The 19,760-nt window shown below is 52.6% G+C and carries 18 protein-coding genes and 1 pseudogene; 10 read left to right on the forward strand and 9 right to left on the reverse strand.

Annotated elements, in window-relative coordinates:
- The first annotated feature begins 11 nt into the window (after positions 1-11).
- The 3 genes and pseudogenes from FE845_RS13580 to FE845_RS13595 all read left to right on the forward strand — a co-directional run bounded on the left by FE845_RS13580 (position 12) and on the right by FE845_RS13595 (position 2,768).
- A complete protein-coding gene (locus tag FE845_RS13580; protein WP_200365549.1) occupies positions 12-533 on the forward strand; it encodes a hypothetical protein in 522 nt (173 codons plus the stop codon).
- Positions 534-1,057: 524 nt separating this feature from the next.
- Positions 1,058-1,704: pseudogene (locus tag FE845_RS13585) on the forward strand (DUF4433 domain-containing protein).
- Complete coding sequence (locus FE845_RS13595; RefSeq protein ID WP_200365553.1) at positions 1,704-2,768, forward strand: macro domain-containing protein; 1,065 nt, start codon at positions 1,704-1,706, stop codon at positions 2,766-2,768. Before FE845_RS13585 ends, FE845_RS13595 begins: the two are co-directional and overlap by 1 nt.
- Before the next feature lie 203 nt (positions 2,769-2,971).
- Here the strand turns inward: FE845_RS13595 and FE845_RS13600 are convergent, their stop codons facing one another.
- Positions 2,972-4,027, reverse strand: a complete 1,056-nt coding sequence (locus FE845_RS13600; protein WP_200365555.1) for an SDR family oxidoreductase — start codon at positions 4,025-4,027, stop codon at positions 2,972-2,974.
- Positions 4,028-4,108: 81 nt separating this feature from the next.
- On the opposite strand from FE845_RS13600, the gene FE845_RS13605 reads away from it, so the two are divergent.
- Both FE845_RS13605 and FE845_RS13610 read left to right on the forward strand, forming a co-directional pair.
- A complete protein-coding gene (locus tag FE845_RS13605; RefSeq protein ID WP_200365557.1) occupies positions 4,109-4,483 on the forward strand; it encodes a MerR family transcriptional regulator in 375 nt (124 codons plus the stop codon).
- Positions 4,484-4,628: 145 nt separating this feature from the next.
- Positions 4,629-5,258 carry a DUF642 domain-containing protein gene (locus FE845_RS13610; RefSeq protein ID WP_200365559.1) on the forward strand — a complete coding sequence of 210 codons (630 nt, stop codon included), beginning with the start codon at positions 4,629-4,631 and terminating at the stop codon, positions 5,256-5,258.
- Positions 5,259-5,407: 149 nt separating this feature from the next.
- On the opposite strand, the gene FE845_RS13615 is transcribed toward FE845_RS13610, so the two are convergent.
- The 5 genes from FE845_RS13615 to FE845_RS13635 form a co-directional block, all read right to left on the reverse strand.
- Positions 5,408-6,154 (reverse strand): ABC transporter permease, encoded by a 747-nt coding sequence (locus FE845_RS13615; RefSeq protein ID WP_200365562.1) that lies wholly within the window; start codon positions 6,152-6,154, stop codon positions 5,408-5,410.
- Positions 6,154-7,101 carry an ABC transporter ATP-binding protein gene (locus FE845_RS13620; protein ID WP_200365564.1) on the reverse strand — a complete coding sequence of 316 codons (948 nt, stop codon included), beginning with the start codon at positions 7,099-7,101 and terminating at the stop codon, positions 6,154-6,156. Before FE845_RS13620 ends, FE845_RS13615 begins: the two co-directional genes overlap by 1 nt.
- Positions 7,098-8,258: an ABC transporter permease gene (locus FE845_RS13625; RefSeq protein WP_320159696.1), complete on the reverse strand. Its 1,161-nt coding sequence runs from the start codon at positions 8,256-8,258 to the stop codon at positions 7,098-7,100. The genes FE845_RS13620 and FE845_RS13625 overlap by 4 nt, the downstream gene beginning before the upstream one ends.
- A 3-nt stretch (positions 8,259-8,261) precedes the next feature.
- Positions 8,262-9,173, reverse strand: coding sequence for an ABC transporter substrate-binding protein (locus tag FE845_RS13630; protein ID WP_200365909.1), 912 nt, complete (start codon positions 9,171-9,173; stop codon positions 8,262-8,264).
- Positions 9,174-9,395: 222 nt separating this feature from the next.
- On the reverse strand, positions 9,396-10,526 hold the full coding sequence (locus FE845_RS13635) for an aminotransferase class V-fold PLP-dependent enzyme (RefSeq protein ID WP_200365566.1): 1,131 nt from the start codon (positions 10,524-10,526) through the stop codon (positions 9,396-9,398).
- A gap of 375 nt (positions 10,527-10,901) precedes the next feature.
- On the opposite strand from FE845_RS13635, the gene rnk reads away from it, so the two are divergent.
- The gene (rnk, locus tag FE845_RS13640) at positions 10,902-11,285 is read left to right on the forward strand and encodes a nucleoside diphosphate kinase regulator (protein ID WP_200365568.1); all 384 of its coding nucleotides are present in this window, start codon (positions 10,902-10,904) and stop codon (positions 11,283-11,285) included.
- 45 nt (positions 11,286-11,330) lie between these two features.
- On the opposite strand, the gene FE845_RS13645 is transcribed toward rnk, so the two are convergent.
- Positions 11,331-12,953, reverse strand: a complete 1,623-nt coding sequence (locus FE845_RS13645; RefSeq protein WP_200365570.1) for a methyl-accepting chemotaxis protein — start codon at positions 12,951-12,953, stop codon at positions 11,331-11,333.
- A 226-nt stretch (positions 12,954-13,179) separates the two neighbouring features.
- Between FE845_RS13645 and FE845_RS13650 the strand changes: the two genes are divergently transcribed.
- On the forward strand, positions 13,180-13,845 hold the full coding sequence (locus FE845_RS13650) for a hypothetical protein (RefSeq protein ID WP_200365572.1): 666 nt from the start codon (positions 13,180-13,182) through the stop codon (positions 13,843-13,845).
- 6 nt (positions 13,846-13,851) lie between these two features.
- Here the strand turns inward: FE845_RS13650 and FE845_RS13655 are convergent, their stop codons facing one another.
- The gene (locus tag FE845_RS13655; protein ID WP_200365575.1) at positions 13,852-14,472 is read right to left on the reverse strand and encodes an L-threonylcarbamoyladenylate synthase; all 621 of its coding nucleotides are present in this window, start codon (positions 14,470-14,472) and stop codon (positions 13,852-13,854) included.
- Complete coding sequence (locus FE845_RS13660; RefSeq protein WP_200365577.1) at positions 14,469-14,840, reverse strand: BolA family protein; 372 nt, start codon at positions 14,838-14,840, stop codon at positions 14,469-14,471. The genes FE845_RS13655 and FE845_RS13660 overlap by 4 nt, the downstream gene beginning before the upstream one ends.
- A gap of 278 nt (positions 14,841-15,118) precedes the next feature.
- Between FE845_RS13660 and FE845_RS13665 the strand changes: the two genes are divergently transcribed.
- The 3 genes from FE845_RS13665 (at position 15,119) to FE845_RS13675 (ending at position 19,736) form a co-directional block, all read left to right on the forward strand.
- Positions 15,119-17,281, forward strand: coding sequence for a DNA topoisomerase 3 (locus FE845_RS13665; RefSeq protein ID WP_200365579.1), 2,163 nt, complete (start codon positions 15,119-15,121; stop codon positions 17,279-17,281).
- A gap of 116 nt (positions 17,282-17,397) precedes the next feature.
- Positions 17,398-18,102 carry a response regulator transcription factor gene (locus tag FE845_RS13670; protein WP_200365581.1) on the forward strand — a complete coding sequence of 235 codons (705 nt, stop codon included), beginning with the start codon at positions 17,398-17,400 and terminating at the stop codon, positions 18,100-18,102.
- Positions 18,099-19,736 carry a FecR domain-containing protein gene (locus tag FE845_RS13675; protein ID WP_200365583.1) on the forward strand — a complete coding sequence of 546 codons (1,638 nt, stop codon included), beginning with the start codon at positions 18,099-18,101 and terminating at the stop codon, positions 19,734-19,736. The genes FE845_RS13670 and FE845_RS13675 overlap by 4 nt, the downstream gene beginning before the upstream one ends.
- Positions 19,737-19,760 lie beyond the last annotated feature (24 nt).

Here is a 19,760-nt window from a genome sequence, read left to right on the forward strand (position 1 = left end):
CCATGGAGCACGTGCTTGACACATATCTTGGAGGTATAGAGTGGCCCACGGAGCCCGCCATTGATTTTGATATTGGCGATAACAACACAACCCTCGCTCTCGACATCAAATTCCCTAATGAAGACGAGATATCTGATAAAGAGTGGTCTGTCCCGGCCACCCAATACAAGCTCACCCCGAAGAAAGTGAGTGCAACCAAAATGAAGCAAATCTACCGGGACTATATTCACTCGATCATGATGAGAGTCGCCGGAGAGATCTTCGCACACCTCCCCTCGGTGGAGCATGTGCTGATTTCGGGATACCGAGAGGTCATCAATTCATCGAATGGTCACTCAGAAGACCAGTACATCATCAGCGCCATAATGCATCGGGACCAATGGGCCTCTATAGACTTCGCGAGGCTCCGGCAGATCGACCCCACAGAAGTCGTCACAAGCCATATCCTTACGCGATCAATGACTAAGACGGGGGTTTTCAAAGAGATCTCACCTTTTTCACCCAGCGACCTTGAAGAACGTAGCGGGGCTTAAGATTATCCCAGTACTTCATGGAGGGGTACGGGGGTTATGAGCGCAACGTCCTCCACTCAGATCGGGGCCGGAGGGGGGGGGCAAAAATGATTCCTGAATTATTCACTAATACGAGATTGTTGCCATCTTGGCCTGAGGACTGAAAGGGCTCACTTGCGTTACAAACTGTCATACACAGTGTGATACATTCACATCAAACAGTCACCGTGAACGCGTTTATATCTGAAGGTTAAGCAGGACCGGAGAGTAAACCAAGTCCTGCCGAGGGTACCGGCCGCCCCTGCCCTGCTTATTCCAAACGCATACTACCTTCTGTCTGCCAAAGACTTACAAACAAAAGTTCGCTCCAAACCCGCGTTACCCGCTATAGTTTGCGGCGCTTTCGAGGATACCAATCAGTTCCTTCGCACGGCTACCGCTTCGATGCGTTACAGATACACAGTTGAACAACCGCAGACTTGAGTGCACTATTTCAACGGTCACACATAGTGCCCACGGAAGTATTATGTCTTTCAGAGAAACTGATGGGACTTGAAAAAGACCTGAGGCCTGAAAAGGCGCTGATTTTCCGCATAACCCATCGGAGAAATTTACCGTGGCTGCTTGACCATGGTCTGCACTGCCCTTCCAGCAATGCGAAAGATGGCAAGTTCATAACCATTGGCAACCAGGATCTCATTGAGGGGCGAACAACCCGTCAGATTGCAACCGGACCAGGTGGCGTGCTGTCTGACTATATTCCATTTTACTTCACGCCGTATTCGCCCATGCTGCTTAACATCGTGACCGGAAGAAACGTACAGCAACGGCAGAAAACGGATATTGTGATTCTCGTCAGCTCTCTGGCGAAAGTTGAAGAAGCTGCCATTCCTTACTTGTTTACGGATCGACACGCCTACCTGATAAACGCCAATTTCAGCAGCAATAGAGATGACCTCGCCACCATGATTCGGTGGGATTTGCTGCAAACTCGGGATTTCAAAAGGGATGCTGAAGACCCTGAAAATCCGAGCGCTATCAGGCGGAAGCGCTGATCCATAAGCATCTGCCGGTAGATGCTCTCCTGGGCGTAGTAGCCTACAATGATACTGTGATAGACGAGATTCAGGCTCTGGTCGATGAGCGACAGCTTGATTTGGGCGTATACAGCAGACCAAGTTGGTTTTTCTGATGATTGAATACACAAAAGGCAATTTGCTAGCAGCTGACGTGGATGCCTTGGTGAACACCGTCAACACCGTGGGCGTTATGGGTAAAGGCATTGCCCTGATGTTCAAGGATGCGTTCCCGGAAAACTATAAAGCGTATGCGCAGGCCTGCAAGGAAAACAGGGTTCAGACTGGCAAGATGTTTGTCACCGAACGGTCAGATCTTGTCGGGGCCAAGAGGCTCATCAACTTTCCGACCAAACAACATTGGCGCGCCCCGTCGAAGCTTGAGTGGATTGTGGAAGGCCTTCAGGATCTTCGGCAGGTTATTCTGGATAACGACATCAAGTCGATTGCCATCCCCCCTCTTGGCAGCGGCAACGGCGGCCTCGAATGGGCAACCGTTAAACCGTTGATTGAAGACGCTTTGGGCGACTTGCCTGATGTGCGCATTGTGATTTATGAGCCCACCGCACAGTATCAGAATGTGACTCGCAGAGCCGGCGTTGAAAAACTTACCCCCCCAAGAGCATTGATTGCCGAGCTGGTTCGACGGTATTGGATGTTGGGCATTGAATGCTCCATGCTCGAAATCCAGAAGCTAGCGTGGTTTATGGAGCGGGCAATCACCAAATCCGGACTGCCGGAGCCAATGGACCTGCGATTTAAAGCACTCCGATACGGCCCCTATGCTGACAGACTGCGCCACCTGCTGGACTCACTGGACGGCAGTTACTTGCAGTGTGACAAGCGCCTAGGCGACGCCAAACCGGAGGATATAATCTGGTTTGACCAAACACGGAAAGACACGGTGAGTGCTTACCTCAAATCCGGTGAAGCTGAGACTTACGCACCAGCTCTGGATAAAGTCTCTGAACTTATTGATGGTTTTCAGTCACCTCTGGGCATGGAGCTCTTGTCTACTGTGGATTGGCTCGTTGAGCGGGAAGGATGTGAGCCGAACGTAGCCGGAATAAAAAAAGGCTTGGCTAATTGGCCTGCAGGAAAGCAGGCTGCAGCTCGCAAAGTTGGGTTGTTCAGTGATGCAATGCTGCAGAATGCGATCATTAGGCTTCAGCAGTTTTAATCTGAAATTGTTTACCGGATTTTTCCTGTGTCTGGACGATCGAGCCTTGCCGGAGGTACCCAACATCCGCCAAAATTAGGCTGCAAGCAGTTATCACGAAAGGCAAACCTATCTTTTAGTTTTCAGTTGAAGCTCGCCCCATTCGGTCCAACACCTTCACACGCCGGATCTGTCCGGTATCGAACAACTGCTTGCGTAGTGCCTTAAGCTCTGTGCTGTTCAAGTGCAACTTGTTGATACCACCGAGCACTCGCCTTAATAGCCAACCCTATCTCGGGCCGGAGTAACCTCTGGTGTTCAAGAAATTGATCCGTAATAGAGGTATCGAAACGCTTTGTTTGGATGAAGTTCAGCGCTTCGGGATAGGTATTCATGAGTTTAGGAAATCCGGGAATAGACAACAGCGCTCTCAGCACCGGTATTGGGACATACCGACGAGGCGGCTTAACACCTATCGAACCACCAACCAACGCTAGCATTTGCTGAAGTGTCGGTGTATCTGAGTCCAAGCACAACAATCGCTCCGGCACATTCTTCGCGATCGCGGCTGCGGTGATCAAAGCAACCAGATGATCCACAGTGGTAAGTGGCAGCCAATGTTCACTCGTACCGGGAACCAGTGCAAGGCGCCCTCGGGACAAGTTGTCGATTAGTTGGAAGAGCGGTTGTGCAGCATCCAACTCGCCGGTTTGGCTGTGGCCTGCAACTGTCGCGGGCTGAACTTCCACCAGATCAAGCGCCGTGTTTGCCGCAAATGATCGAACCTTCAACGCGGCTTCTAGCTTGCTAGCTTCATAGGCGCCAGCATGCCGGTACACCTTCCGCCAGTTCGTCCTCTCTGGTTGAGCGGGGTCAATGCCTAATTGATTCAAATGCTGCAAATTTTCAAGCATAAACCCGCTAATAAATACTAGTCGGCAGCCAAGGTCCTTAGCCAGTTTTGCAATGGCCAGACTACCTTCTACGTTAGTTGTGTAGGCGCTTTTATACTCAAGTTGCCAGGCAAAGCGAGCACCAAGATGAATGACGGCATCCACGTCCGGTAACGATTCAGAAATGCCTAAGTTGGGCTCCGCCAAATCTCCAGAGATCGCTTTTATTAACGCCCCTCTCCCACCTAGGTTACTTACGTTTGCCTGTAGGTTTGGGAGTTCATGAGGCCGACGCATCAGTGCAACAATGGTGTGGTCTTGAGCGGTCAGGTGAGCACATAGATGACGGCCAATAAAGCCTGTGGCGCCAGTAATTAACAGATTCATAGTAAGCTCCATTTGCTTGAGTTCGCGATAACTCTAAGGTATAGAGTGAACTCGAAGGTCAAGAGTCAGGACGACTTAATTATGAAAATTTCCGAGCTTGAGCAACGCACCGGCGTTAGCCGTCATACGTTGCGTTACTACGAAAAACAGGGCTTGTTATTGGAGGTAAGTCGGCGAGGTAACAACTACAGAGACTACCCTGAGCAGGCAGTTAAGCGGGTCAACATGGTGCGACAACTGAAAGATCTGGGATTTTCTCTCAGGGAAATCTTTGATGTGCTCGACGCGCTTAGAAAAGACACTATGGATTGCGCCCAAGGCGCTGTGTTGATGGCACAAAAACGCGCCGTTGTAGACGCAAAAATTGCTGAATTGGAAGCGCTCAGGGTACTGCTAACCGAAGAGCAGCAACAGCTGGAACGCAGTGCCAAGGAGCAAGACTTACAGCATCAATAGATGTGTCGAATAAATTTACATACCTCTCTATAAAGCCGTGACCAAAACCCCTCAGCACATTGAAATAAATAGACAAAAATATACTGGCATTTATGTTGCTTAGATCTAGTTTAATCTAGTACACAACACAGTGAAGGAAAATCTCATGGCTTTACTCAACCGCATCGCCGCTTTCAGTGCTTTAAGCCTATCGCTAGCCATTGCCGCTCCTGCCAGCGCCAATCTTATTCAGAATGGCAGTTTTGAAGATGATCCTATCTCTGCAAATAGCTGGCAATCGTTCACTGACATAGCCGGATGGGAAGCCAATGCCAATAATGAACGATTCGAAATATGGAACAACTATAATGGCGTAACCGCTGCCGAGGGCAACCAATTTGCCGAGCTGAATGCCCATCCAGGCTCAGGTACGGCGTTCAGCATTTTTCAGGAGTTTGCGACCGTAACCAACCAGTCCTACGACATTAGCTTTGCCTATCGAGCACGGGCTAACAACCAAGAAAAGTTCTCTTTTGATGTCATTTCCGGCACAAATACCTTGGGCTGGCTGCTAGACGACCACACAACAAATGGTTGGAGCATATTTTCGAGCTCTTTCGTAGCTGCAGACACAACAACCACTATCATGTTCACCTCTGTGAATCCTTTGACGGGCACAGTTGGCAACTTTCTGGATGACGTAAGAGTGACCGCAACAGTGCCTGAACCGGGCACTCTTGGCTTGCTTGGCGCTGGCCTACTCGGCTTGATGGCTGCCCGTCGCCGTCGCGCTTAATCGCAATACCTGAAGTGCACTTCGAAAAAAGGCAGCATTCGCTGCCTTTTTTCATATCAGAACGCTATCGAAAGCACCTGCTGGGGTGCCCATCACTACAGCTCACTGACCGGAACATTTGGGGACAATGGTCTCATCGCCAGCCTGCCTTATGCTTTGTGCGTCCTTGCAGAAAATGCGCTAGCCCATGTCCGCTCTATGGCTTCAAACACACTATCAGTCGCCAGTGCCAGCAAGCCGATCAAGATAGCGCCTTGCAGTACGTAGGCAGTATTGCCGTTAACCAATCCCGCAATCACCGGGTCGCCCAGTGTGCGAGCGCCGATGGTGGATCCTATCGCTGCAGTGGCAATGTTGATGGTGACGGACGTGCGGATTCCCGCCAGTATCACTCGCCCAGCCAGAGGAAGCTCTACCTTAAACAGCACTTGCACGGAGGACATGCCCATCCCTTTAGCGGAATCGAGCACCGCTGGGTTAATGCCACCTAGCCCTGCCAGAGTATTCCTAAGTATCGGCAGTAAGCCATAGAGTACCAATGCAAACAGCGTAGGCTTCTCACCAAAACCCATCGCGGGTACGGCCAGAGCCAAAACCGCCACCGGCGGCACGGTTTGACCAATTGAGGCCATTTGGCTGACCAACGGCATAAAGTCACGGCCTGCAGGGCGTGTCACGAAAATACCTGCAGATACTGCCACCAAGGTGCCCATGGTGGCTGACGCCAACACAAGCCAAATGTGGCTTTGTAGCAAGGTGTAAAAGCTGTCTCTGGTATAAATCAGGTTACCTGTACCGCTTTCCACCCATGAAAATAGTGGCGCCATTGTGGGGAGCAAGGCTGCTAGAGCGCACAAGAATGCAATCCAGATAACCGGTGTGAGCCACAAGCGCATCAGGCGCCCACCTTCAGCAGTTGCTCTCGGTTTATTATGCCCACCTCTGCCCCTGTCGCATCTAGAACCGCGAGTCTTTCTGTGTTGGTCCAGAGCATCATGGATAATGCAATGCGCAAGCTGTCTGATTCATTCAGGCTATCGGAACCTGGTTCGGAATATCGGGGCTCAGGATGCCGCTCCATCAGGTCGCTTACGGTGCGCAAAGCCAGAAGCTTCAACCCACGATCGCCCTTCCCGATCAGGTTCTCCACAAAGGCGGATGCCGGCCGCCGAAGAATTGCTTCGGGCGTGTCGTGTTGAATAATCCGCCCTTGATCCATCACGGCAATACGTGAGGCCAGTTTCAGCGCCTCATCGATATCGTGGGTGACAAACACCGTGGTTTTATTCAGCTGCCGTTGGATTCGCAGCATTTCCTGCTGCAGGTTTTCTCGGGTGATGGCATCCAGTGCTCCAAATGGCTCGTCCATCAAAAGAATATTCGGATCGCCCGCCAGTGCCCGCGCCACACCCACGCGCTGGGCCTGACCACCGGAAAGCTGATGGGGGTATTTTCTAGCATCGGTTTCCGGGTCCAGCCCCAAAAGAGCCAAGAGTTCGGTTACCCGTTCATCACGTTTTTGAACAGGCCATTTAAGCAGGGTGGGCACCACGCCGATGTTGCGAGCGACCGTCCAGTGGGGGAACAAGCCGGTGCTTTGTATGGCATAGCCCATATTCAACCGCAGCGCCTCAGGATCCGCTTTGTTGATATCCTCGCCATCCACAAGAATTTCGCCGCTGGTGCGAGGCAAAAGACGGTTGATCATCCGGAGCGTGGTGGATTTTCCGCATCCGGAACTGCCCACAAGCACGCAGACCTCGCCGGTTTCGATGGTCAGGTCGATATTATCAACAGCCACGGCTTCACCGAACCGTCGAGTGACGGCTTTCAGCTCAATCAACTTGGTGTCTCCTGAAATTTCAATGCAGACAAGATGGCATCCGCCGCCAATGCCAAAAAGACGGTGGGCAAGGCACCCAACAGCACAAGATCCATAGCGGCTTGGCCCAGCCCCTGAAAAATAAACGTGCCAAAGCCCCCAGCGCCAATCAGTGCCGCGACGGCGGTTAGGCCGATCGCTTGAATGGTAGTAATGCGCACGCCTTCCATAATGACCGGCAAAGCGAGGGGCAGCTTCACTTGCAGAAAAACCTGTCGCTCGCTCATCCCCATACCTCGGCCAGCGTCTACGACAGGCTCGGGCACTTCCATGAGGGCAACGTAGGTGTTGCGCACCATTGGCAACAAGCTATAGGCAATCAACGCCAATAAAGCAGGCGCCCAACCGATGCCTCGTATTCCCAAGGCCTGCAGAGCGGGAAAGGCTGCCGACAATGCCCCCAAAGGCGCAATCAACAGCCCGAAAAGCGCCAGACTGGGAATGGTTTGCATGAAACTCACCAGCCCCAGTAGGGGGCGACGCAGTCGCTCCCGCCTCACCATGGCCAGCGCCAAGCCAAAAGCCAGTACCGCGCTAATAGCAACTGCGCCTATTGACAGAGACAAATGTACGGTTAGCGCTTGTGAGAATTGGTCTGCCCGGTTGGCGTATTCGCGGATCAGCGATAGGCTAGAAAGCCCTTCACGGGCGGCGCAAAGCCACCAACCGGCAGCAACCAACAGCACTACTGATAACTGAAGGCGACGAGAAGCTTTGAGCTGACTTAAGGTTTCTAAGAGCATTAGAGCGAGAAAAAAAGCCAAACACCAAAATCCGGCACCTATGCCGATTCGGGCGTAAGCGGAATCCGCTGGTAGCTTGCGCAGCGCGAATACTTCAAGCAGCAGGGGCAGGCTCATGAGTGCAGCCGTCAGCAACAGCGCCAGCACCCAAAAACGGTTGCGAATAGGCTTTGCTGCGAGCACAACCACAACACATAGCAGTGACGAAACAATGCCAGCCCCGAGCCAACCTGTGGCACCAAACAGACCATAGCCTGTGCCAGCCACAATGCGATTAGGCTGCACCACACCAAGATTCAGCAGCCACACCGAAACGAACGCAGCAAGTGCTAATACGGGTATGACGCGGTTCGGCAGCCCAGTCGATGAAGACACTGGTTAGTCCAGGCTAAGGCTTTCCAGATAGTCCTTCGCCACCGCTGCAGCAGGGGCGCCTTCAACGGCTACTTTTGCATTCAGTTCTTGCAGTGTTTCCAGATCAAGCGATTCAAACACCGGCTTTAATAGCGGGCGTATGTTGGGGTATTCCTTTAATACGCTGGCGCGGATTATGGGTGTTGGCTGATAAACCGGCTGCACGCCTTTGGTGTCTTGCATCACTTTTAGACCCAAAGCGTTGAGGCCTCCGTCGGTACCATATGCCATAGCGCCATTTACGTCATTGGAGTTAATGGCCGCTGCCCTTAGAGTCGCTGCGGTATTACCACCGGAGAGGATCAGAAGCTGGTCAGAGGTCAGCTCGAATCCGTAAGCCTTCTGGAACGCAGGTAAGGCACTGGCAGACTCAACAAACTCAGCGCTTGCGGCAAATTTAAACGGTTTGCCAGCGTTGATATAGTCTGCCAAATCCTCCAGTGTGTTTAGGTTGTTCTTCTGCGCCAAATCACCGCGCACACTCATGGCCCACGTATTATTGGCATTCGCAGGCGTTAGCCAAATAATGTCTTCAGCGGTGCGGTCAAGCTCCGCCGCCATGTCGTATGCCTTCGCAGCATCCTTCCAAACCGGGCTATCTGCCTTATCGTAAAAGAACGCAGCATTGCCGGTATACTCAGGGTACAGGTCAATTTCGCCTGCTTTAATAGCGCTACGCACTATGCTGGTACTGCCAAGCTGTAACCGGTTTTCTACGGGAATACCGCCGCTCTCCAAACGCTGCAGAATCATCTGACCAAGCACACCACCCTCCGTGTCGATCTTTGAAGAAACGACCACCGAGTCCTGCGCTGCAACTGCGCCCGTTACACACATCAATGCAAATGCCACACACCGAAACAGCGATTTCGACATGCGCCGATGCACCTTGTTTAAGGCCAGAGTTCCATGGGGCAGGGTTTCATGGGGTAGACTTGCTAGACGTGCTTTGATATCTGCGAGGGTCACAGGTATTCCTCTCTTGGTCATTGGGCCGCTTTCCGCAGCCCAGAGTTCAGTGAGTTTAACGAGATTACTATATCGTACGACACGAAATCCTAATGGCTCTGCCATGCCAGTGCCATTGCAGGCCTGAAATCAGCCTTGTATCGCCTCCAAAGCCACTCTCAGCTTCTCAACCGTTCTATCCAGATTGTTCAGTTTTTCCAAACCAAACAGCCCCATGCGGAAGGTACGGAAGTCCTCCGGTTCACCACACATCAGAGGCACACCGGCGGCTACCTGCAAGCCCTGCTCGCGGAATAAGCTGGTGTTATGAATGTTGATATCGTCGGTGTGTAAAACCACAACACTGGGCGATTCGAAACCTGCAGCGGCAACACTTTTGAAACCTGCGCTGTAAAAAAGCTCGCGCACCTGTTTGCCAAGTTCTTCCTGCCGCTTATACAACAGGCCCGGGCCCGTTTTCACCGTCTCGAGCATGGCGTCACGGAGAATAGCCAGAGTGTCGGTAGGCATGGTTGCATGGTAGGCGTGACTGCCAGACTCATAAGCCTGCATAATTTGAGACCATTTACGCAGGTCTGCCGCAAAACTGGTGCTGGTTGTTTCATTCACGCGTGCAATGGCGCGCTCGCTCAGTGTAATCAGTGCAGCACAGGGCGAGGCACTCCAACCTTTTTGCGGTGCAGTGATTAGTACATCCACACCGCAGGCTGTGGTATCAACCCAAAGAGCTCCGGAAGCAACACAGTCCAGCACAAACAAACCGTTGACGTCTTTTACTGCATCGCCAACGGTTTTTAGGTATTCGTCTGGCAGCACAATCCCGGAAGCGGTCTCCACATGAGGAACGAACACCACCGCTGGCTTTTCGGCTCTGATTCGCTCCGCAACCTGTTCTGCGGGCACCGGGGCGTATGCCGCTTTGGCGGTGTTATCCGAAGCCTGCGCTTGAAGCACAGTGATGGTGTCGGTCATTCGCCCTGCTTCAAGTATTTGCGTCCAGCGATAGCTGAACCACCCGTTGCGAACAATAAGGCACCGCTCGCCATTCGCGAACTGTCGGGCTACGGCTTCCATTCCAAAACTACCGCCCCCGGGTACAATTACGGCGCCCTTGGCGTTATATACCTGCCGGAGCGTTGAAGATATATCCCGCATTACTTGCTGAAACGGTGCAGACATGTGATTTAGCGAGCGGTCGTTAAACACGACCGAGTATTCCAACAACCCGTCTGGGTCGACAGAAGGAAACAATTTGGACATGGTTGAGAAATTCCTTGCCTAATGCGGTTTATGGATAAAGTATCAATGATGCCAGTCTAACAAATCTGGCGTTATGCGCTTTATTTCTTACGTTTTCTGCAAGCCCACTTGTGGAACCCGGCAAAAGCTTATAAATTGACCAGAGCGGCCAAGTTCCCGCTATTCCTTTATTTACCCAGACAACACACTAGGTGAACCTGTGAGAAGATTATTCTCAGAGATCATTCCTTTCTACCATTTAAGTGCCCGCCGTCAGGCAGGCACTGCCGGTGTGTTGCCCGCGTTCCTCTTTTCTCGCTGAATCCGCTTTTACATGCCGGGTTCGGCGCCTGAACCCTTGAGTTTCGAATAACTAATTATATTTTGGAGATTACTATGGCAGATATGCCCGCAGTTTTGGTTGCTGAAGAAGACTTTAACCGTTTGACTACCCTGATTGAAAAGCAGGGTGATTCGGATGTGGCCGACGGCCTTGACGATGAGCTAAGCCGCGCCACACTGGTGCCACTGGCAGAGATGCCCGCCCACGTAGTGACTATGAACTCAAAGGTTCGCTTCAAGAATGAAGACAGCGGCCAAGAACAAGAGCTGACTCTGGTCTATCCCCATGAGGTGGGCACAGGAGAGGGTAAGATTTCTATTCTGGCCCCTGCGGGCTCCGCTTTGCTAGGGCTTGCGGTAGGTGACTCTATCGAATGGCCAATCCGTGGCCGCAACAATATCCATCTCAAGATCATTGAAGTTACCCGAGAGGGCTAGCCCACGGGTAAGGCTTACCGGAGCTGCCCCAAAAGGGGCGCCCGGTTAGCGGTTCTTTTCGGCCAAGCGAAATTGCTCGATGGTCTCCCTGAGTGTTTCCGCCATCACCAACAAATCCCCCGCTATATTCGCCGTTTCCTGAGCATCTGTTGATGCCTGCTCTGCCGAACGGCTGATTTCAATAACATTCTGATTGATGGCTTCCGACACATCACTCTGCTCATTCGCCGCGCTTTCCATTTCCAGATTGAGCGATGCAATCTCGCGCACTGCAGAAGCTATGTCCTGCAATTCGGACTCTACTTTCAAAATAGCTTCTACTTGTTGCCTCGCCATATCGGACGCATGGCTCATAGTTGCTACGCAATCCACCACTTCACTTTTAAGGTCGTTTATCGTTTTCCGAATTTCCTCTGTGGAAACCTGAGTACGCGATGCCAAAGCACGAACCTCGTCCGCAACAACCGAGAACCCGCGCCCCTGCTCCCCCGCTCTGGCCGCCTCAATAGCGGCATTCAACGCCAGAAGGTTGGTCTGTTCGGCAATATTGGAAATTTCTTCCAGCATGCTCGCCATCTGGCCGGTGCGCTGATTCAGATCTTCTATTCTTTTAGCGCCACCTTGGACCTCTGTATTCAATGCCTCAATACCCTCAACGGCAGCGCGCGCAAGCTGTTCACCACTATTAGCAGACTCAGCCGTTTCGGACGACTTACGGGTTGTGTGGATGGCGTTTTCACGTACCTGCACAGCCGATGCGGCCATTTCAGTGGTGGCGCTGGCAACCTGATCGGTGTTGTCCTTCTGAGCCATCACTTCACGGCCGGTGGTTTCAGCTTTTGCAGCGATACTGCGCGCTGCCTGCTCAACCTGTGCAGCGTTATCCATAACCGTATGCATGCTCTCACGGATTTTCGCCATCATGCGATTAAACGCAAGAGAGACGGAGCCAATTTCATCATTGCGGGCGACATCCAGCTCAATGGTGAGATCGGAGTTTTTGGAAATTTCATCCATACTCCGCTGAAGCCGACGCAAGCGGGAGAAAACCAATCGATTCAAAACCAACCCGGTCAGGAAAAACACCGCAACAAAGATAGCTATTTGAATTCCAACACTGGCGAATAATTGCTGGTGCAGGGCGTCATCGCTTTCAGCAAGAGAGTAGTCCACACGTATTGCACCGAGCACATCGCCCTCTTGCGCTTGATGGCACCCCAAGCAATTTACGCCCTGATAGTCTTCCCGGGCGATAACCGGGTCAATCAGCGTATAAACACGCCCACCCTCGTTAACTGAGTAACGCTCAACTCGCTGGCCCGCCAAGGCTTTTCTGTCATCAGAATCACGCGTTTTCTCTGCTGCGGTGCCACTGCCAAACATGCGGTTCAGCTGATCGCTGCGGATCACCCTCACGTCGAGCACGTCCGCCGGGGCCATTACTTTGTCCCGAAGTACATCACGGTTGCTGATGGTGCCAGTAACCATCATGGTGTTCAGGCCGTCAAAATAAGATTTGGCTAGGCCATCCACGTACTTATGGCTGAACTCCTCCATGTGATCGCGCTGCGCACTGGCGCTATACAGCAAGGTGAAAACCAGAACGAGAGAGAACGCCGCTGCCAACGCAGCGAGCAGCAGGAAACGAATGGAATTTTGTTTTTTCATAGCGACCCGGTCAAAAGAACAATGAACGCCAGCTCAACCCGGCAATTTAGAGCAACCTATGTAGTTGACGGCAAAACGACGTGTAACTTTATAGATGTGCGTCAATTATTTACTGATTCAGATCAGAAACCGGGAGTTTCATCGACTGGCCCGGAATGTGCTTCCACTAGATCATAGACGATAATTTTCTGGCGCGCTTCTGCGTGTCGGTGGAGGAATACACGCTATGTCGTTGCTGACATCTCTTATACAGGCAAGTACCCGTTTCCAACAAAGCTTGGAGAAGCGCCCGGCAGTAAATGATGCAGAGGGCCAGAAAGCTAAAGGCATAGGCAGTGCAGACCCGCTTCAACCCGCAGGCCCGGGGGATGACCGTTTTACGCCATCGGGAGCATCGTTCGGTGATACCAACAGGCTAAAATCACAGAAGCTGCCGCTGGCAGATTACAAGCAGACGGTAGGGCAGGATCTTGCCTTCATACGGGAAACGCTGCGGCACAAACTTGCCGAGTACAACTTAAACCCTAACTCGGCAATCAGCGTCAACAAAAACGAAAACGGTAAAATTGAGGTGGGCGGAAATCTGGCGGAAGAAACCCGCACTCGAATCGAAAACGATCTAAACGTGAACAAGAACTTCGAGGATGCTTTCAGTCGCCTGAGCGTTAACGAACCCACGCTGCACTTCATGGACAACGCCCTAAAGCTCAACCAGGCCTATGGCGTAAATAATTCACTGCTCGATACACTGGTCAGTGAAAACCAACAATTCAACGGTCTGCAGGATCTCGTACACCGTTACGACACCCTGCGCCGTTCTGCCCCAACAGACCAGTTTGAAGTTGCTGCAAACCGAGGCAGCTACGCCTTCAACCTGAACACCCGGGCCTGAGCAAACTCACTCAAAGGGGGTTGGATCACCCTTACCCACCCGGGTAACTTCCGGTACGTCACCAGTGAAGTTCACCACTGTGGTGGGCTCCATGCCACAGAAGCCACCGTCGATAATCAGATCCAACTCGTGCTCCAGCGTATCCCGGATGTCATAGGGGTCGGTCATGGGGTCCGTTTCACCCGGTAAAATCAGCGTACTGCTCATAATGGGCTCACCAAGCTCACCCAACAGCGCTTGCACAATCGCGTTATCCGGAACCCGCACCCCAATGGTACGACGCTTAGGATTAAGCAAGCGCCTTGGCACTTCGCTTGTAGCATCCAGAATGAACGTATAAGCCCCAGGCGTGAAGGTTTTAAGCAGCCGGTACTGAGTGTTATCCACCTTGGCATACACGCCGATATCCGAAAGGTCACGGCATACCAGCGTAAAGTTATGCTTATCATCCAGCTTTCGAATGCGCTTAATCTTATCCGCAGCTGGCTTGTCACCCAAATGACAACCAAGGGCATAGCCCGAATCGGTGGGGTACACAACAACACCACCATTACGAAGAATATCAACCGCCTGCTTGATCAACCGCTTTTGCGGGTTTTCTGGATGAATCTGAAAAAACTGGCTCATGAAAGCCCTCCGTTTTGATGTTTAACGTCTGAAGCCGCTGACTGAGAATCCACCTTGGAACCGCCCATACAATTCGGCGAGGAAGGCGCAACCTGCCCAGACGCCTCCCATTCCTCTGGAGAGTATAGATGCAACGCCAACGCATGCACGCCACCCGCCATCTCCAACTCCTCGGAAAGCACCTTGTAAATAGCTTGATGCCGCCTAACCTTCATCTGCCCTGCAAACGCTGGTGACACCATGGTCACCTTGAAATGCGTTTCGGAGTTAGGCGGCACACTGTGCTTATGGCTCTCGTTCTCTACCTGAAGAATGCTGGCGCTAAACGCGTCATTCAGCTTGGCTTCAATTGCGTTCTGCATTTTCATAAGAATTAACTCTCAACATTCGTTCTGAAATAAATGACGATACTCCGGAGTATAAAGTGGGCGTGGGGCTGGCCTTTCCAAAACTGTGTGTTGCCAAGGATGGCAACACCAAGCCCCCACGGACGGGTTCACGGCGTGTTTTGGAAAGGCCAGCCCCACGTCCACTAACTCCAAAACAACAGTCTACTACAGAACAAGCACCCCCCGAACCTTGACACCCAACAACCAAACCGCCACATTCCCCACCACCTCAAATCAAGACACAGCCATACCCAAACATGCTCCTCTACATCGCCGAAAAACCCAGCCTCGGCAGAGCCATCGCCGCCGCCCTCCCCGGCCCCTACCAAAAAGGGCAGGGCTGGATACGTTGCGGCCAAGGCAGCGAAGCAGCCACCGTAAGCTGGTGTATTGGCCACCTGTTAGAACCGGCTGAACCCGCCAGCTACAACCCGGCATGGAAAACATGGCGCCAGCACGACCTGCCCATGTATCCGGACAAATGGCAGCTAACCCCAAAGGACAGCGTGCGCCAACAGCTGAATGCCTTGGAATCCCTAATCCGAAAGGCAACGACCATCGTTCATGCAGGTGATCCAGACCGGGAAGGCCAATTGCTAGTGGACGAGGTAATACGCTACTTCGGAACCCAGGCGCCGGTAAAACGCATACTTATTAACGACCTAACGCCAGCAGCAGTCGCCAAAGCCATACAACAGCCCAGAGACAATCAGGAATTCAGGCGGCTGTCCCACTCTGCCCTCGCCCGGCAACGTGCCGACTGGCTCTATGGCATCAACCTAACCCGCTTCTACACGTTGAACTACCAGCAGCAGGGGCAAAAAGGCGTCTACTCCGTGGGACGAGTACAAACCCCGGTACTGGGGTTGGTGGTTGAGCGCGATAACACCATAGAGAATTTTGAGCCCAAACCCTACTTCCGCATTGAAGCCCGCTTCAAAGCACAGGAAGAGGAAGCCGACCAGCAAGCGTTCACGGCGCGGTGGCTTCCGGATGAACAATTTCAGGATTATTTGGACGAAGAAAACCGCTTGCTAGACCGAGCCACCGCCGAGCAAATTGCCGCCAGTATCCATAGCCGACCGGGCTCAATCGTCGAATCCCGCTTTCGCGACCGCCCAGAAGTACCGCCTTTGCCGTTATCTCTGTCGGCTCTGCAAATTGAAGCGGGCCGCTTGTTTCGCATGGGTGCCAAAGACGTACTCGACACAGCCCAGAATCTTTACGAACGCCATCAATTAATCACCTACCCCCGTTCCGATTCTCGATACCTGCCAGAAGGCCACTATGCCCAGTGCGAGCAGGTTGTGGGCGCGATTGCACGAGTCTCACCAGACCTTTCAAACGCCTGTAGCAGTGCAGACTTGAGCCGCAGAACCGCGGCTTGGAACGACAAAAAGGTTGATGCCCACCATGCCATTATCCCAACCAGTCGAACGGCACCGAGCGGCAAGCTCAGTGACGCCGAGCAGAAGATATATGGTCTGATCAGTCGTTACTACCTCATGCAGTTTTTTGCAGATGCCATACACCGCGAAGGCCGATTAACGGTGCGGGTTACAGAGCATAGGTTTCGAGCGACAGAAACAGCGGTACTCACGTCAGGTTGGAAAGCACTGGAGTTAAAACTGCGTGATAGCAGTAAAGAAGCAGAGAAACCACCTCTGCCACGCCTGAGTAAAGGCGAACCGGTATTCTGCGAGGATAGCAGCGTAAACGAGCGTAAAACACAACCGCCCCAGCACTTCACAGATGCAACGCTGCTTTCGGCAATGACCAACATCGCCCGGTTTGTAACGGACCCCGAGCTTAGAAAAACCCTGCGTGAGACTGATGGCTTAGGCACGGAGGCAACCCGCGCGAGCATTATCGACACTCTGTTCAAACGCGACTATTTGTATCGCAACAGCAAACATATTCGCGCGACCGACAAGGGAAAAACCTTGATTGGTGCACTGCCGGAATCGGTTAGTACGCCGGACAGAACGGCAGTTTGGGAGGCGACTCTTGAGAGCATTCGCAGAGGTGAAGACGACCCGCGTAAATTTTTGGAAACATTAAAAGCAGAAATAAGGCTGTTCATAGGCCCTCATGCGGGAGCGCGGGTTTCAGAGCCTCAAAGCAAGGCACCAAACTGCCCCAAGTGCCGCGCGCTAATGACCGAAAGGGATGGCAAGTTCGGCCGTTTTTTCGCCTGCACCAGATACCCCGAATGCCGAGGAACCCGACCGATTGAAGATTCAGCACCGAAGGATGGCACCGGCGAAAAACCAGTGCCCTGCCCGCACTGTTTTTCACCCCTAGTGCGCAGAAAAGGCAAGAAAGGCTGGTTCTGGGGCTGCAGTAATTTTCCTTCTTGCCGACAAACCTTAGATGACGACAACGGAAAACCTGCAGTTCGCTTACGCAAGGCTACATAACAACACTGAATATAGCAGAGCAATTTGTGATAATTACCTGATATGGCAGGTTATCCTGTGTCGCACACAGCGAAACCGAATCGCAACGAGTCATCATCGAATCCGGGAGAGGCACAATGCGTATTGCTCTGCTTGAAGACCAACAGGAACAGGCGCAGCACATTCAGGCTCTTTTGTCTGAGCGTGGGCACGACTGCGACAGCTTTCCTACGGGTCAGAGCTTTATCAGCGCTGCACTGCACCGCAGTTACGACCTGATGATTCTTGACTGGCAGATCCCCGATATGACCGGTATTGATGTGCTAAAGAGCGTAAGAGCACAAATTAACTGGCCTATTCCCGTGGTGTTCCTCACCCAGCGCGACAGTGAAGCCGATATTGTTGAGGCGTTAGACGCAGGCGCAGATGACTTTATCGCAAAGCCCGCCCGCGCTGCCGAACTGGTTGCACGCATAAACGCTCTGGCCCGCCGTGCTAACCCGGATAACGAAAAAGAAGTCCTTAAATATGGGCCTTTTGAAGTCAACACGCAGCAAAGAACCATAACCCTGCATGGTGAACCTCTCTCGCTGACCGACAAAGACTTCGATTTAACACTATTCCTGTTTCAGAATCAGGGCCGGTTACTCACACGGGACGTGCTTCTGGAACGCGTATGGGGAATGGCAAAGGACATCAATACCCGTACTGTAGACACCCATATGAGCCGCTTGCGGCGTCGATTGGGCCTAAACCCGGAAAATGGCTTCCGCATTAAGACAATCTACCAACGCGGATATCGCCTTGAAGCCATGAAAGCCGAGGCAACAGCTACAGAATGACAGAACCCTCTTTGTCCTCGATCACCAAAGCGTTCCTAATGCTAATGTTGTTAGCATTAGGCATGCCTGCGGGCGCAGAGCTTTCCATTACCCGCGGCTCAGCAACAACCGTCGCAAGCTCCACTCGCGAAACCGTGCCTGAGTGGATTTATACTCTGAAACGCGGTGAGAGCTTTGCGGAGGTGGCCAGTGACCTTCTGGTTACACAACACAGCCCAGCTCAACTCCTGCGATACAACGCTATCGCAAACGCCGCCATTCTTGGAGAGGGTGACCGCATCCGCATTCCGCTGTCCTGGCTAAAACGACAGCCCAACCCTGCTCGCGTTACCTCGGTTTCGGGCAGTGTTCAACTGATATCCGGTATTGATGGCCGGAAAAGAACCCTGACAGAAGAAGCGCTCATAAGAGTGGGTGATGAGGTGCTCTCTGCTGCTGGCGCCGCGACCATCACTCTGGCTGATGGGTCGGAAGTGCGCTTGTCTCCGAATTCCAGATTGATCTTCAATCGACTAACCCAGTACGGTAAATCCGGCATGGTCGATACGCGGCTAAGGCTTGACCGTGGTGAGGTACACACTCGTGTAAAGCCAGTGATTGAAGGAGGCGCCCGATTTGAGATCGAGACCCCGTCTGCGGTGGCTGCTGTGCGAGGTACCGCTTTTTCACTACACGCCGGGCCAGAGGGCACGCACCTGCAAGTCACCGAAGGCGTTGTCGATTTCGGTTCTCCAAAGCAAATCCAGCGTATTCCCGCGGGTTACAGCGCGACTGTTGCCAGTAATAACGGCAACAAACTCAGCATTCGCAAAATGCCCCCGGCACCCGAATTAAATCCCCTCCCACCGGTGCTTTCGCAGCTGCCGGCCGAGCTGACTTGGACATCAAGCCCGGCAAGCACCTATCGCTTGGATATTTTTGAGACAGAAAGTGGCCGCTGGATTGAAAGTCGCGAAGTCAGCGGTAATCGCTTTGACATCAGCCGTTTGGATAATGGCCAGTATGAAATTCATTTGGCCGCGTTTGATCAACAAGGCATGACAGGAATGCCCGGCATACTGCCCATAGAAGTTGACCTACAGGCACGAACCGCCAAACTGCTAGCCCCTGAAAATGGTGGCAGTGTAAATGATGACATGCCGGAATTCCGCTGGGAGCTCAAGGGCGAGAACGAAGTGGCGCGAGTAGAAATTGCGGAAGATGAAGCCTTCAGGGACTTGGTTGCAACCAGCGAATGGGCGCCAGGAACCACCGCCCTTCCCTCCCGCCCCTTAAGTCCCGGCCAGTACTATTGGCGTGTCGTAACAGAAGCAGGCGGAAACTCGGTGGCAACTACTCAGCCCAGAAAGCTGGTTGTAAATGGCACGCTCCCGCCAGTACGCATTATCAGTATTAACTACATAGACAGTCAGGTTCGGGTGTTTTGGGAGAAAGTGGATACCGCCGCGAATTACCGCATGCAGCTCTCCGAGGATCCTAGTTTCAACGATATAATTAAGGAAGCAACGCTGCCAGACACAACAGCGGCCTTGCGTCTTATTCCCGGAAGGCGGTATTTTGTGCGCCTGAAAGCGCTTTCCGATGGCCCATTGGAAAGCCGCTGGGGCCCAGGGAGGGAGCTGTATCTAGAATAGTATCGAACAATTGACGCACAAGTA

It is taken from the genome of Marinobacter sp. 1-4A, assembly GCF_016597725.1.
In the GTDB taxonomy this organism is placed as follows: domain Bacteria; phylum Pseudomonadota; class Gammaproteobacteria; order Pseudomonadales; family Oleiphilaceae; genus Marinobacter.